A 13,644-nucleotide genomic window follows, 5' to 3' on the forward strand; every position below is an offset into this window, starting at 1 on the left:
AATTATCCCAAAAATCCATTTGCCAAATATATCAAAAACAGGTAATATGCCTTTTGATTTTTATGTTTTTAATAGGAAAAGTTATGAGTAACACCGCCCCCGAATTTCGCATTACCCTATCAGGTCAAATCACCCCTGCTGACGTGGCAGAATTGGCTCGCATGGGCGTAAAAACCGTGGTAAACAACCGCCCAGACTTTGAGGAAGAAGGACAACCGACATCTGATGAGATTGAACAGGCGTGCCAAGCTCACGGTATCGTCTATAAACAAATCGCCTTTGCGGGCGGTATGATGGACATGAACCACGTCCAAGCCTTTGCTGATTTTTTTAATGAAACCGAACGCCCACTACATATCTTTTGCCGTACAGGCAACCGCTCAAACAACCTTTTAACGGTGGCACGAGAAAAAGATTTGCTTGATGAAGAATAGGGCGTGTTGAACCTTTATAACACAATTTAATATTTATAAATATTTTATAAATCACATGATGTTTTTGCATGAAAAATGGCTAAATCTTGTTTTTCATCGTCAAAAACTTGTCTGATAGAATAACTATCAGCCTGCGTTTTTTCCTTGAAAAACGTGCGATTTTTCTCATTTTTCATTGCAAATACCAAAGTTCAATACGCCCTAATTGATTTTGATAAAAAGCAACTGTTTGAGTTGCTTTTTATCGCCAAAAATCTGCCAAATAACAATTTTTCTCAAAACCACTTGACAAACCGTCCACGATAGATTATATTCGTATGCAAATGAATACAAAATAATACAGGTGTCTGTATGCCAAATACGTCAAGTAATAGCCGAGTGCCGATAAGTGTCCGCATTAGCCAAGAAGACGCTGATTTTATTGCCAGTTTACAGATACAAGGGGCGAATACACCGTCCGATAAAATCCGTGAATTGCTCCGCCAAGCCCGCACCTTGCACACCCAAGGACAAGATTATGAAACCAGTCTATCGCTTGCCGAGCAACAGCTTTACACCGCTCGCCATGAGATTTTGGCACTTGAAAAGGAGCTGGGTGTACATTCGCACATTGTGGCGAGAATTTTTGAGATTTTGCCCGATTTGGTGGCAACCATGATGGCGGACTACCCCAAAACGTGCGACAAATCCGCCCTTGTCAATTTTGAAAAACAGGCAATGTGGCGAGTGGTTCGCCTAATGGACAGCGTGTTACAGCTTGCTATTACAGGCAAGGGGGCAGGCTATGATGACAGCGTGCTGGACGAGCTGGATAATACGTTACAGTTGGCGAATTTGATTTATCAGCACAATCAACACAGCCAAACCAACACCCAACCCAACCCATAAGGAAAAAACCATGAGCGAAACCCTATCCTACCGTGTCGGTCGCCTAGTCAGTGGCGGATTTCATGCCATGCTAGACAAAGCCGAAGACTTAGCCCCAATGGTCGCCTTTAACGAAAACTTGCGTGAGCTTGATAAGGCGATTGATGAAGTACGTGGCGAGCTTGGCAAAGTGGTCGCCCAAAAACACCTAGCCAGCAAAAAACTGAACGACGAAAACACCCGCCACGAGAGCCTAAACGACAGTATCATGACGGCGGTCAATGTGGGGCGAGATGACTTGGCACAGGTGGGCATTGCTGAGCAAATGGACATTGAGGCACGCATTCCTGTGCTTGAAAACACCATTGCCGACTGCACCGACAAAGAAAAAGAGCTAGAAGGCTTTATCATCGCCTTGCAAGCCAAACGCCGTGAGATAAGCCTAGCCATTGAGCAATACCAGCAGACCGTAGCGACAAGCGGTGCAAATGGGCAGACGGCTGGTGCAAGCAGTCTTGATAAAATCGCCCAACGAGCCGACAAAGCGTCCAATGCTTTTGACCGCACCATGAGCCGTCAAACAGGCATGGCACATAACACAAGCGGTAATGGCAATGCCCAAGGGCTAAAAGAGCTTGAAGAGCTATCTAGAAATAATCGTATTGCCGAGCGGTTGGCACAATTAAAAATGAAATAGGGTTTGTTTTTTAAAATGAATATTTGGTGGGGGTGAATTTAATCATTGGGCGAATGTGATTCGTCCCCACAATATCCCATTTTTATTTAAATTCAAACCTGTTTTTATTTAACTATTTTTTATTTAACTATTTTTTATTTAACCATTCCATTAAAAATTGCCAATAATTAGTTATAAGGATAATCATGCTTGATTTAATTTTTGCACCCCAAAACTTTATATTCGGTGTGGCAATTACACTGATGTTTTTGTTATTTATCCTAGAAATTGTGGCATTAATGATTGGTGGGGCAAATGATTGGGTGGACGGATTTTTGCCCGACAGTTTGACCGAAGCTCATGCCGAGATTGGCATTGACAGCCCGAGTGTGGATACGGGCGTATTTATCCGTTTTTTAAGCTGGCTATATGTTGGCAAAATACCGCTACTTATGCTTATGGTGGTGTTTTTGGCGGTATTTGGTTTGACGGGGTTTATTTTTCAGTCGGTGGTATATAGCTTATTGGGATTTTATTTACCAAAAATCATTGCCGTAATTGTGGTGTGGTTTTTAAGTTTGCCCATTGTCCGTTTATCTGCCAAAGGGCTATACAAAATCCTACCCAAAGATGAGACAACCGCCATTGACAGCAAAGAGCTGGTCGGGCGTGTGGGCGTGGTTGTACTGGGTAATGCCACCGCCAACCAATCCGCCCAAGTACGAGTTAAAGACACGCACGGGCAGACGCATTATGTCATGGCATTTGCCGATACCGATGAGACTCTAACGCAAGGCGAGACGGTACTATTGGTATCGCAGGTGGGTGTCAATTTTCGGGCGATAAAGAATGTGAATGGGGTGCTTGTTGATTGATTATGTGGACATTATTAAAAAATTTACCCAATCAAACAATTAAAGACAAAACAATGAATATTGTTTATTGGGAAATTAAAGACGACAAAGTATATCATCAAGGCAGACTTCACAAAAATGCCGATGTAGATAGTTTTGAAGTTTTTATCAATCCAACTGTTCAATATGATAAGCATGGCACGATTTTATCGCCATTTTTTAGTCGTGATAAAACGCATATTTATTGGGCTTGGAGAAAAACCAAATTAGACCGAGAAACATTTGAAATATTAGGCTATGGATATATTAAAGATAAAAATGCCATTTATTTTAAATATGAAAGTAGCATTAAGCCTGTTAAAAATCACGATTTTAAAAGTTTTGTGGTATTAGATAATGGCTATGCGTATGATGATTATCAAGCCTATTATTATGCTCGTGTTTTAAAAAAATGCCAAAATCCAAAATCATTAAAACCATTGGGATTTTGTTTTGCCAAAGACAATCAATTTGTTTATTGGCAAGGAAAAGAATTTAAAAATATTGACATAAATACCGTGCAAATCATGCCTTGTTCTAAATTTAATTTTATTAAAGATGATAAATACATTTATTATATTTCAAATAAAATAACAAGGTCGGATAACCCTAATTGGGAGCATTTGCACGGTTATTATTCAAAAGATGAAAACTTTGTTTATCATATGGATAAGATTTTGCCCAATGAAAATCCTAATGATTGGGATAAACAAAAAGCCAAATCATCGCCTTATTGATATGTTACTTTTTAAAAAGGAAAAATTATGAACCTAATCTCAATTCTTATCACCGCAGGGGTGATTTTGGTTGCCCTAGTCATCTTAGGCTTAATTTTGACTCGCCTGTATCGCCGTGCCAGCAAGGAAGTGTCCTTTGTGCGGACGGGTTTTGGTGGCGAAAAAGTGATTGTAAACGGTGGTGCGATTGTCCTGCCTGTCTTGCATGAGGTGATTCCTGTCAATATGAACACGCTACGCCTTGAAGTACGCCGTGCGTCCGAGCAGGCACTCATCACCAAAGACCGCATGCGTGTGGACGTAACGGCTGAATTTTATGTGCGTGTCAAGCCCACTGCCGAATCCATTGCCACAGCCGCCCAGACCTTGGGTATGAAAACGATGTCGCCACAGGATTTAAAGGACTTGGTAGAAGGTAAATTTGTGGATAGCCTGCGTGCTGTTGCCGCCGAAATGGCAATGGAAGAGCTACACGAAAAGCGGGTGGATTTTGTGCAAAAAGTTCAGCAGGTTGTTTCAGAAGATTTGTTCAAAAACGGCTTGGAGCTTGAAACGGTGTCCTTGACAGGGCTTGACCAGACGGGATTTGAGTATTTTAATCCCCAAAACGCCTTTGACGCTGAGGGTTTGACACGCTTGACCGAGACCATTGAGATTCGCCGTAAAAAGCGAAACGACATTGAGCAAGACACCGATTTGGCGATTAAAACCAAAAATTTGGAAGCCGAACGCACTCGTTTGCAAATCTTGCGTGAAGAAGAATATGCCAAGCTAGAACAAGAGCGTGAGATTGAGATTCGTAAAGCCGAGCAAGAGCGTGAGATTGCCGTTCGCCGTGCCGAGCAGACGGCTGAGATTGCCAGTCAAGAAGCGAGCAAACAGCGTGAAGCCGAAGAAGCTCAAATTGCCGCCAAGCGTGAAGTGGATTTGAAAAAAATCCTAGCCGAGCGAGACATTGAAAACGAAAAAATCCAAAAAGAGCAACGCATTGAGCAAGCCGAAGTAGAACGCAAAAAGGCGATTGAGCTTGCCGAGCAAGACCGTGCCATTGCTGTTGCCGAAAAATCCCGTGCCGAATCCGAAGCCAAAGCCCAAGCCGACAAGGCGCGAGCGGCAGCGGTCAAAGAAGAAGAGAGCGTGATTACGGTGCGTGAGACCGAGCGAGCCGAGCGTGCCAAGGCGGTGGAGCTCATCTCTGCAACCGAGCTTGCCCAAAAAGATGCGATTGCCATTACGGTTGCCGCCGAAGCCCAAAAACAAGCGTCCCTAGACCAAGCCGAGGCGGTGCGTATCAGTGCCGAAGCTGAGGCGGAGAAATTACGCTTGCAAGCCAAAGGTGAGGCGGACGCTCAGATTCTGCTTGCCGAAGCCAAAGAGCGTCAATATCAGGTGGACGCTGACGGGACAAAAGCGGTCAATGAAGCGTCTAACGTGCTGTCAAGCGAGCAGATTGAAATGCAAATTCGCCTTGCCCTGCTCAAACATTTGCCCGAGATTATCCGTGAAAGTGTGAGACCTATGGAAAATATTGATGACATTAAGATTTTGCAGGTTAATGGTTTGGGCGGTTTTGGGGCAAGTGGCGAGACGAGCGAGACCACAACAAATGCCAGTCTTGCCGACCAAATGGTCAATTCTGCCTTGCGGTATCGTAGCCAAGCCCCGCTTGTGGACAATCTATTAAAGGAGATTGGGCTAAATGGGGCGGACATTAACGGACTGACTCATGGACTAGATAAAGGCGTGAATAAAGACTAAATCAAAATGGTAAAACCCACAATGACAAGTTGTGGGTTTTTTATGTTAAAGGATAATACAATTTATCCGATACGCTGACAAAACTTAAAAAGCCAAAATGCCGATAAAAGGCAATGGCGTTGTCATCTTTGGCTTCTACAATAATCACACTGCTAGCAATGGGCGACTGCGTGGCTTGTTTAATGGCATTGGCAAGCAGTACTGAACCCAAACCTTGACCTTTGTGGCGTATATCAATCGCCAATCGCTCAATCAATACCGCAGGCAGGTAACGATAGCGAGCCAATTTCTTTTTAAGCGTATCGTTCAATTCATGATAGGGCATACTTGCCGAACACAATGTATAAAATCCTGCCACTTGATTGTTTTTATCCACGACAACATAGCAACTGTTGGCACGGCGTTTGACATCTTGGGAAGCCTGATGAGTAAAATAATGATTGAGAATATCGTTGCCACAATCAAAAGTTTTTCGGTCATGGCTTTTATCTAATAGCACAATCCGATAATTGGATAAATTCATACACTATCCTTAAAAAACTCATCATGGATTGCCATTGCTTTTTTCATCGCATCATTCATCGGCGGTGGGTTGATAAGAGTTTCGGCAAATTGCTCTTGGTCTTGGACGGACAGTTGATTGAGAAAATGTAGCCAAGACTGTTCTTTTTGTACGGTTTTTTGAGCGTGTTCATAGGCAATACTCATCACAAAATCACTCATCGTCCGACCTGTCATCTGACTGGCAAGCTTAATGGTGTCGTGAACGTGCTTGGGGATACGGGCTTCAAAACGGGCGGTTTGGGTGGATTGAGTTTGGGCGGTCATGATATTCTCCTGTCATGGATATATACGGTTATTGTACGGTATTTTTCCGTATTTTTCCACCCTTATCATTGCCAACTTGTCCTAATTTTTCGCCACTTTTTGCAAATTTTTGATGTCATCAGGGCTTAATTTTAGCTCACTTTCATCGGCAGGGGCGGACTGTATCACCACTTCTGGCACAAAGCGAATTTGCAATTTAATAACCCTATCATCAAGCGTGTCTTTGGCAAGGGCTTGAATTTGTTGCTCCAATTCAATCGCTTGGGCTTGGCTTGGCGTGATAAGCCCTTGAATGACCACCCTTAGGGTGTGCGTGTTTTTTTCTTCGTGCGTAAAACTGTGCGATACCAAATAATTGGCTTGATTTTGAATGCTTTGTTCGACCAAGGCGATACTTTGGCGTTCAAATTTTTGTTCATTTAAGGTTTTGCCAAAATTGACCGACAAATAACCACCAATGACAATCAGAGCAATCAGCACGGCACTGTTTCTTTTTAAAAACAGCCCAATTTGCCCCAATTTGCCAACGTCATCATCATCAAGCGTTCGGCGAAATCCTGCAAACCACAGCACCAACGCATTGGTAAACTGAATGGCGAGCATATTGGTCAAAGCCAACAAAAACGCCCCCCAAGCCAGCGACAGATGACCTGACGCAAGCAAAATCCCACTGGCAGCCAAAGGTGGAACAAGGGCGGTTGCCACCGCCACGCCAACAACCGCCACCGACAGATTGGGCGAGACCATGGCGTACGCCCCTGCTGCTCCGCCTGCCAACGCCACCATTAAATCCATGGTCGTGGGCGATGTGCGTGCCAAAATCTCGCCCGTCATGACGTTGTCGCCATGCAAAAACCCAAGCCCCATGCCAATGGCATAAATGACCAGCACCCCGCCAATGAGCGTGATAAGCGATGTTTTGAGCAAGGATAGCCGTGCATCAATGACGGCAAGGGCGGCACTGGTAATGGGCGAGAGCATCATCGCCACCAGCATCGCCCCGATGACCACCGCAGGCGAGTTGGCGAGCAGTCCATAGCCTGCAATCACCGCCGACAAGCCATTCATAATAAAGAACATTTTGGTCGGTAATGCCCCTGCTTCGATGTTGATACGGACTTCTTTGTGGTCTATCGTCTTTTGGCTGTGCTTTTTGGCGATAAGCGTACGGACAATGTCGGCTTGTTGTTGTTCGGTTTTTTGGGTGTCTTTGTCTTTATCTTGGTCTTTGTTGGTATTTGTTGAGTTGTCATTTTTTGGGTTGTCATTGTTTAAGTCATTGCCTTGTAAGTTATCATCTTTATTGGGCGGATTATCGGCAGAGTGATTGATAGACTTATTTGCCAAATTGTCTTTTAAATTGCCTTTATTATCTTGATTATCGTCTTGTTTGGTATTATTGCTATTACTAGACTTATTAATCTGATTGGCTTTATGAATATTGGCTAAATTGTTATGGTCATTTTGTTTGGTTGAATTATCAGCATTGACAATATTTGTTGTGGTGTTAATTGGGGCAACTATACCATTTTCTTTATCATCGTTTTGGGTGTCTTGATTGATGTCTTTGTTGTCGGTTTCTTTTTCGGTTTTTATGCCTTTATCATCATCTTTTTCATTGTCTTTTTCATTGGCATTGTCGGACAATTCGTCATTGACCGTTTTGACAAGTTTTTCAAGTTCGGCATCATCAATGCCTTGTTTTTTGAGTTCATCAAGTTCGTCTTGACTAAATTCAACGTCATCGTTTTGGGTATCTTTATTGTCGCTCATAAAAAACCTTATTTATGAATGGGAAATAGGGTGAATATAATCCACCCCTACGATTTTAATCATTTTCAATAATAAACTTCCTGCAAAACTAGGTTTTCCGTTCGCCCTGAGCTTGTCGAAGGGTAGGAAAACCGTCATGGTTCGACAGGCTCACCACGAACGGTTTTCCTTAATTCGGGGTTTTGCAGGAAGTCTAATGATAAATTAAAATTACCTAAACCTTAACCCTTATCCAACATCATCGCATCGCCATAACTAAAAAAGCGGTATTTTTGGGTAATGGCATGAGCATAGGCGTTTTTGATGTTATCCGTCCCTGCAAAGGCGGATACGAGCATAAGAAGCGTGGATTTTGGCAAATGAAAATTGGTAATGAGCCTATCCACCACGCCAAAGTCATAAGGCGGATAAATAAAAATCTGCGTATCGCCAGAGAACTCGGTAAGCTGTCCGTCCACACGGTGCAAATGGGCGGTTTCAAGCGTGCGAGTTACGGTCGTCCCCACGGCAATGACTTGTCCGCCTCGTGCTTTGGTGGCGTTGATTTTGTCGGCAGTCGCTTGTGGCAAATGAGCGTATTCGGCGTGCATGATGTGGTCGGTCAAATCGTCCGCCTTGACAGGGGCGAACGTACCTGCCCCAACGTGCAAGGTTACAAAGGCAATCTCCACCCCCTTATCGGCAAGACGCTCCAAGGTCTCATCATCAAAATGCAGGCTGGCGGTCGGAGCGGCAACGCTTGCCTGTTTGGCAGGGTCGTGAAATACCGTCTGATAACGGGTGTCGTCCGTGTCGTCTGCCGTGCGTTCAAAATAAGGCGGAATTGGCATTTGCCCATAACGCTCCAAATCCGCCAAAATCGGTGCGTCAAATTGTAAGATAAATAAATTTTCCGCCCGTCCGCACATCGTTGCCGTCATGCCACCGTCTGCCAGACTCACCGTTTGTCCCACCTTTAACGCACGGCTAGACCGTACATGACAATGGGCGATGTGGTTGTCGTGGTCGGTAATGCGTTCTATTAACACTTCCACCGCTCCGCCTGTGTCCTTGACCCCAAACAGACGGGCTTTCATGACTTTGGTGTCATTCAAAACGAGCAAATCGCCTTTGTTTAACAAATCGGGCAAATCGGTAAAATGAAGGTCGGTAAGCGTATCACCCTGAACGTGTAACAGGCGAGAGCCAGACCGCACGGCAAGTGGATAACGGGCGATGAGTTCATCGGGCAAATGATAATCAAAATCGGCAGTGAGCAGGGGTGTATTCATGATGTGGCTGTGTTACAATAAAAATGGCTTATTTTATCAAAAAGCCCAGCGATTTGCTTGTATTTCTCATGTTTACAAACCGTTATTTCTCATGCCTAAACTAAGCCTTTTGGCTAAATTGCAAAGTCGGCAAAAAAGGCGTATCATATAACCATTATTTTTAATGAATGTTTTACCATGCTGATGAATATCCAAAACACCGCCCCACGTCCTACATCACCCCACCCCATTTTAAATTTGGGTTTTCGCATATTTTTTGTGGGGTCGGCAGTCTTTGCCATACTTGCCATGTTGCTGTGGCTTGCTATTTTGCAGGGATTTGCTCCTTTTAAAGGCACGTTTAACCCTTTTTATTGGCACGCCCATGAGATGATTTTTGGTTATGCGTTGGCGGTGATTGCGGGATTTTTATTGACCGCCGTTAAGACGTGGACAAGCCAACCCATGCCCTACGGCTGGCATTTGGGGGCGATATTTGGGGCGTGGGCGGTCGCTCGCCTGCTTTGGCTTGGGCTACACGCCACGCCCAGTGTTGCCATGCTTAGTGTGGCGTTTGTGTTTGATTTGCTCTTTTGGGGCATGACCGCCTACTCGGTCATCAAGGCGGTGTGGGTCGCTCGCCAAAAACGCCAAATCGGTATCGTTGCCAAACTTACCCTGCTCATGCTTGCCAATATCGCCTTTTATGCAGGGGTGTTTTTGGACAGCACGACCACACAACAAATCGCTCTGTATGGGGCGTTATATCTGGTCATTGGTGTGGTATTTACCATTGCCAGACGGGTGTTGCCGTTTTTTATCGTCAAGGGTATCAGCGTGGATAATAACGGCAAACCCAACGGTTTAAATATAGAACAAAAAAATTCGGTATTGCTTGACAGAATGAACCTAGTCGGATTTTTTGGTTTTATCGTGTTTGATTTGTTTGTCAAATCGCCCATGCTCGCCAGTGCCTTTGCTCTGGTTTGTGTGATTGCCAACATTTGCCGTCTTAAAAATTGGTATCACCCTGCCATTTGGCAAAAACCGCTACTATGGTCGCTCGTCATCGCCTTTGGGGGCATGACCGCAAGTTTGGCATTCTTTGTCGTATTACCCTTTATTGAGACGAGTGTCAATGTACATTCGCTCGGCTTGCATGGTCTGGCGTTATTTGGCGTGGGACTCATGACCGTTGCCATGATGGCTCGGGTGTCGCTTGGGCATACGGGGCGGAACATTCATCAGCCCCCAAAAACCGTGGGTGCGATATTTATCCTAATGATAATCTCTGCCCTATGCCGTGTGGTCATGCCGATGTTTGGCGGTGATTATATGACGTGGGTGCTCATCTCGCAAGTGGCGTGGGTGCTGTCCTTTGGGCTGTTTTGCGTGTCGTATGTGGGGATTTTGGCAAAACCACGCACCGATGGGTTGTTTGGCTGATAGGCAAGGATTTTAAAACATGATAAAATGATAAAATGATAAAAAAGTTACCCACGAGACAATTATGTTTAACCCTTTTAAAAAGAAAATCCACATCAACATGAGCGACATTGACAAGGTTTTGCAGGATTTTCGCCTGTATGGTCAAGCCTTGCCGACTTTTATTGATGATAAATCCTTGCATGATGACACACTAGACATCGCCCTAAGAGTGCATAAGGACGCCGACCAAGCCGAGCTTGAACAGGTGTATCATGACCTGCGTGCCAGATTACATCTCATTGGCGTGGCAGAAGTGAATTTAAATGTCGTCTTATCCGACAAAGTCGCCCCTATCGCCACAACCGCCAGTGCCGTGCAAACCCACACGCCCCAGCCGTCAAATAAAATCCCAAGCCAAACCACAGACGACACCCCCACCAAATCCGCCCCCAAACAAGCGGACATCGCCCCCCACCCCCGCATTCGCCACATCATCGTGGTCGCCAGTGGTAAAGGCGGTGTGGGTAAATCCACCACGACCGTCAATATCGCCCTTGCCCTACAAAAACTCGGCAAAAAAGTCGGTATCCTAGACGCTGACATCTACGGCCCGTCCGTGCCTGATATGCTGGGCGTGGCAGGGGTCAAGCCTACCGTTGAAAATGACCAATTCGTGCCGATAGACGCACACGGCATTGCCATGCTCTCCATTGGCAATTTGATAGAAAGTGAAAATACCCCTGTGGCGTGGCGTGGGGTCAAGGCAACAGGGGCGTTAATGCAACTGTACAGCCAAACCAACTGGCCCACGCTTGACTATCTCATCATTGATATGCCCCCCGGCACTGGCGACATTCAGCTCACCCTTGCCCAGCGTATCCCCGTAACAGGGGCGGTCATCGTTACCACGCCCCAACACATCGCCCTGCTGGACGCCCAAAAAGGCATGGAAATGTTCTTTAAAACTGATATCCCTGTCATCGGCGTGGTTGAGAACATGGCACTGCATACCTGCACCAACTGCGGTCATGTGGACGCCATTTTTGGGGCGGACGGCGGAGCAAAGTTGGCAGAGAGATACCAAGTGCCACTTTTGGGGCAACTGCCACTTGCCACCGATATTCGCACGCAAATGGATAAGGGCGAGCCGTCTGTCATGGCAGGTGATGATTTTGCGGTGTATTATGAAAACATCGCCAAAAATATTGATGGGCAAATTGGTAAATTTGACAAAGGAGCAAGCGGGCGGATTTTTTAAAATGACATAAATAACGTGTATTTATAAATAGTGCGTGGTTTTGGTGGTATTACCACCCCATTACCACGCCATTCATCATCTGCCACGCCCCCATCATGACAATGACACTAGCCACCGCACACAGGGCAAACATGCCCTGACTGGTGCGACCTAACTTCTGACTCATCACATGGCACAGCCCTAGCACCACCCCCATCATCATGCCCCCAAGATGTCCTGCCACATCGATACTGGGTATGGCAAAGGTCATGACAAAATTAATGCCCATGATGAGTGCCAAGCTCTTGGTGTTTAGTCGCCACTTCTTTGCCGAACCGAACATTGACAAGGTCAAAAGCAACATGCCCAGTCCCATGATACCGCCCGACGCCCCTGCCGACAGCCCCAGCCCTTGCACGCCCTGCTCTTCTATCCGTCTTAGGGTCATGTATAGGTTTAACAGATTGCCCGCCACCACCGACAGCAGAAACACCACCAAAAACCGCCACCATCCCAATATCTGCTCACTAACCATGCCAAAATAATACATGGCAAAACTGTTAAACAGCAGATGAATCACCCCGATATGCAAAAACCCTGCCGTCACCAGTCGCCACGGCTCATCGATGAGTGTCAATGGCAAAAAATTCGCCCCATAGCGAATTAGCTCCTGCCCTGTCTGCTCGTCAATGTTTACCCCATTTATGACCTGTACGCCCATCACCGCCACAAAGCTGATGATGAGTAGTAAGGTTGTCGGGGCGATTTTAAAGAATTGTGTTAAGGTCATGATTGATAAAATGGTAAAAAGTGAAAGTGAATCGGCGGGATGACTTTTGTTATGTTAAAATAAATTTGTCAGGATAAAATTGATAAGATAGCAAGATATAAATATAGCAATACAAAAACACCGACCCTATCAACACAGCTCACGCACCGCCATAACAAACTGCTGTTCACCCAATCCTGCCACATCCGTACGCATGAGTGTGTCCACCCGACCCAAGAACTCATCTCTATCCATCAGGCTCGCCCCCAAACTCATCAAATGCGAATTTTCCAGTTGGCAATCCACAAGTGCCACGCCCTGCCTTTGGCATAACTGCATGAGCCCCCAAAATGCCACCTTTGAGCTGTCCGTTGCCCGATGAAACATACTCTCACCACAGAACATCGCCCCGATATTTAGCCCATACAGTCCGCCTATCAAGGCACTAGCTTGTGGCTCATCTTGCCATATCTCCACGCTTACCGCCACACCAAGCTCGTGCAGCTCGGTGTATGCCTGTATCATCTCATGCCCTATCCACGTCTCATTGGCATAGGCTCGTGGCTCGCTACATGCCTGTATTACATCGGCAAAGGCATGGTTGGTCGTCAGTGTCCATGTGGACTGGCGAGCCTTGCGAATGAGCGATTTTTTGGGGATAAAGTCGCTGGGCATTAGCACGCATCTGGGATTGGGCGACCACCACGCTATTGGTTCATCATGAAACCACGGAAACACCCCAGAGCGGTAGGCGTGCAACAGCGTTGCCACCGACAAATCCGCCCCCACACCCAAACACTCTTGGTCATCAGACAAGGCTTGCACCCCCTGTCTAAAACCATAAGGGCAATCATCGGCTAAGGCGTGAATTTGGTGAATGTTTATCATAAAAAACAGTTATTTAAAAATGTAAAAATAATAAAAGGTGTGATAAATTATGGTTAAAAATGGATTGGCAAGACAAATTATGATTAATTATTAAGTTTGGGTAAAT

15 protein-coding genes are annotated in these 13,644 nt (G+C 45.5%); 8 read left to right on the top strand and 7 right to left on the bottom strand.

The features are described 5' to 3' along the window. Positions 1 to 83: 83 nt before the first annotated feature. Positions 84 to 434 (top strand): sulfur transferase domain-containing protein, encoded by a 351-nt coding sequence (locus tag AAHK14_RS12695; protein ID WP_065255867.1) that lies wholly within the window; start codon positions 84 to 86, stop codon positions 432 to 434. A gap of 44 nt (positions 435 to 478) precedes the next feature. On the opposite strand, the gene AAHK14_RS12700 is transcribed toward AAHK14_RS12695, so the two are convergent. After that, complete coding sequence (locus AAHK14_RS12700; RefSeq protein ID WP_255518737.1) at positions 479 to 610, bottom strand: hypothetical protein; 132 nt, start codon at positions 608 to 610, stop codon at positions 479 to 481. Positions 611 to 785: 175 nt separating this feature from the next. On the opposite strand from AAHK14_RS12700, the gene AAHK14_RS12705 reads away from it, so the two are divergent. From AAHK14_RS12705 to AAHK14_RS12725, 5 genes are all read left to right on the top strand, one after another. After that, a complete protein-coding gene (locus AAHK14_RS12705; protein ID WP_065255868.1) occupies positions 786 to 1,322 on the top strand; it encodes a hypothetical protein in 537 nt (178 codons plus the stop codon). 10 nt (positions 1,323 to 1,332) lie between these two features. Then, positions 1,333 to 1,998: a PspA/IM30 family protein gene (locus AAHK14_RS12710; protein ID WP_065255869.1), complete on the top strand. Its 666-nt coding sequence runs from the start codon at positions 1,333 to 1,335 to the stop codon at positions 1,996 to 1,998. Positions 1,999 to 2,183: 185 nt separating this feature from the next. After that, on the top strand, positions 2,184 to 2,852 hold the full coding sequence (locus AAHK14_RS12715) for a YqiJ family protein (RefSeq protein WP_065255870.1): 669 nt from the start codon (positions 2,184 to 2,186) through the stop codon (positions 2,850 to 2,852). A 2-nt stretch (positions 2,853 to 2,854) separates the two neighbouring features. After that, positions 2,855 to 3,607: a DKNYY domain-containing protein gene (locus AAHK14_RS12720; protein WP_065255871.1), complete on the top strand. Its 753-nt coding sequence runs from the start codon at positions 2,855 to 2,857 to the stop codon at positions 3,605 to 3,607. 27 nt (positions 3,608 to 3,634) lie between these two features. After that, entirely contained in the window at positions 3,635 to 5,365 is a 1,731-nt protein-coding gene (locus AAHK14_RS12725) for a flotillin family protein (protein WP_065255872.1), read from the top strand. A gap of 40 nt (positions 5,366 to 5,405) precedes the next feature. Here the strand turns inward: AAHK14_RS12725 and AAHK14_RS12730 are convergent, their stop codons facing one another. The 4 genes from AAHK14_RS12730 to queA all read right to left on the bottom strand — a co-directional run bounded on the left by AAHK14_RS12730 (position 5,406) and on the right by queA (position 9,237). Next, positions 5,406 to 5,888: a GNAT family N-acetyltransferase gene (locus AAHK14_RS12730; RefSeq protein ID WP_065255873.1), complete on the bottom strand. Its 483-nt coding sequence runs from the start codon at positions 5,886 to 5,888 to the stop codon at positions 5,406 to 5,408. After that, positions 5,885 to 6,193 carry a DUF1778 domain-containing protein gene (locus AAHK14_RS12735; RefSeq protein ID WP_065255874.1) on the bottom strand — a complete coding sequence of 103 codons (309 nt, stop codon included), beginning with the start codon at positions 6,191 to 6,193 and terminating at the stop codon, positions 5,885 to 5,887. The genes AAHK14_RS12730 and AAHK14_RS12735 overlap by 4 nt, the downstream gene beginning before the upstream one ends. 81 nt (positions 6,194 to 6,274) lie before the next feature. Then, complete coding sequence (locus AAHK14_RS12740; RefSeq protein WP_083108046.1) at positions 6,275 to 7,966, bottom strand: DUF389 domain-containing protein; 1,692 nt, start codon at positions 7,964 to 7,966, stop codon at positions 6,275 to 6,277. Positions 7,967 to 8,187: 221 nt separating this feature from the next. After that, entirely contained in the window at positions 8,188 to 9,237 is a 1,050-nt protein-coding gene (gene queA / locus AAHK14_RS12745) for a tRNA preQ1(34) S-adenosylmethionine ribosyltransferase-isomerase QueA (RefSeq protein ID WP_065255875.1), read from the bottom strand. Between the two features lie 177 nt (positions 9,238 to 9,414). Here queA and AAHK14_RS12750 point away from each other — a divergent pair, with 177 nt between their 5' ends. Next, a complete protein-coding gene (locus AAHK14_RS12750; RefSeq protein ID WP_065255876.1) occupies positions 9,415 to 10,662 on the top strand; it encodes an NnrS family protein in 1,248 nt (415 codons plus the stop codon). 100 nt (positions 10,663 to 10,762) lie between these two features. Then, positions 10,763 to 11,902: an Mrp/NBP35 family ATP-binding protein gene (locus AAHK14_RS12755; protein WP_227514689.1), complete on the top strand. Its 1,140-nt coding sequence runs from the start codon at positions 10,763 to 10,765 to the stop codon at positions 11,900 to 11,902. 49 nt (positions 11,903 to 11,951) lie between these two features. On the opposite strand, the gene AAHK14_RS12760 is transcribed toward AAHK14_RS12755, so the two are convergent. Both AAHK14_RS12760 and aat read right to left on the bottom strand, forming a co-directional pair. Beyond that, complete coding sequence (locus tag AAHK14_RS12760; protein ID WP_065255878.1) at positions 11,952 to 12,671, bottom strand: rhomboid family intramembrane serine protease; 720 nt, start codon at positions 12,669 to 12,671, stop codon at positions 11,952 to 11,954. Positions 12,672 to 12,800: 129 nt separating this feature from the next. After that, positions 12,801 to 13,538 (bottom strand): leucyl/phenylalanyl-tRNA--protein transferase, encoded by a 738-nt coding sequence (gene aat, locus AAHK14_RS12765; RefSeq protein ID WP_065255879.1) that lies wholly within the window; start codon positions 13,536 to 13,538, stop codon positions 12,801 to 12,803. Positions 13,539 to 13,644 lie beyond the last annotated feature (106 nt).

Origin of the sequence: Moraxella sp. K1664, from assembly GCF_039693965.1 — a bacterium.
Taxonomy (GTDB): Bacteria; Pseudomonadota; Gammaproteobacteria; order Pseudomonadales; family Moraxellaceae; genus Moraxella.

Coding starts and splice junctions, on each gene's coding strand:
- AAHK14_RS12715 (WP_065255870.1), top strand. CDS start 2,184: ATGCTTGATTTAATTTTTGCACCCCAAAACTTTATATTCGGTGTGGCA.
- AAHK14_RS12730 (WP_065255873.1), bottom strand. CDS start 5,888: ATGAATTTATCCAATTATCGGATTGTGCTATTAGATAAAAGCCATGAC.
- AAHK14_RS12695 (WP_065255867.1), top strand. CDS start 84: ATGAGTAACACCGCCCCCGAATTTCGCATTACCCTATCAGGTCAAATC.
- AAHK14_RS12755 (WP_227514689.1), top strand. CDS start 10,763: ATGAGCGACATTGACAAGGTTTTGCAGGATTTTCGCCTGTATGGTCAA.
- aat (WP_065255879.1), bottom strand. CDS start 13,538: ATGATAAACATTCACCAAATTCACGCCTTAGCCGATGATTGCCCTTAT.
- AAHK14_RS12740 (WP_083108046.1), bottom strand. CDS start 7,966: ATGAGCGACAATAAAGATACCCAAAACGATGACGTTGAATTTAGTCAA.
- AAHK14_RS12750 (WP_065255876.1), top strand. CDS start 9,415: ATGCTGATGAATATCCAAAACACCGCCCCACGTCCTACATCACCCCAC.
- AAHK14_RS12710 (WP_065255869.1), top strand. CDS start 1,333: ATGAGCGAAACCCTATCCTACCGTGTCGGTCGCCTAGTCAGTGGCGGA.
- AAHK14_RS12760 (WP_065255878.1), bottom strand. CDS start 12,671: ATGACCTTAACACAATTCTTTAAAATCGCCCCGACAACCTTACTACTC.
- AAHK14_RS12725 (WP_065255872.1), top strand. CDS start 3,635: ATGAACCTAATCTCAATTCTTATCACCGCAGGGGTGATTTTGGTTGCC.
- AAHK14_RS12700 (WP_255518737.1), bottom strand. CDS start 610: ATGAAAAATGAGAAAAATCGCACGTTTTTCAAGGAAAAAACGCAGGCT.
- AAHK14_RS12705 (WP_065255868.1), top strand. CDS start 786: ATGCCAAATACGTCAAGTAATAGCCGAGTGCCGATAAGTGTCCGCATT.
- queA (WP_065255875.1), bottom strand. CDS start 9,237: ATGAATACACCCCTGCTCACTGCCGATTTTGATTATCATTTGCCCGAT.
- AAHK14_RS12735 (WP_065255874.1), bottom strand. CDS start 6,193: ATGACCGCCCAAACTCAATCCACCCAAACCGCCCGTTTTGAAGCCCGT.
- AAHK14_RS12720 (WP_065255871.1), top strand. CDS start 2,855: ATGTGGACATTATTAAAAAATTTACCCAATCAAACAATTAAAGACAAA.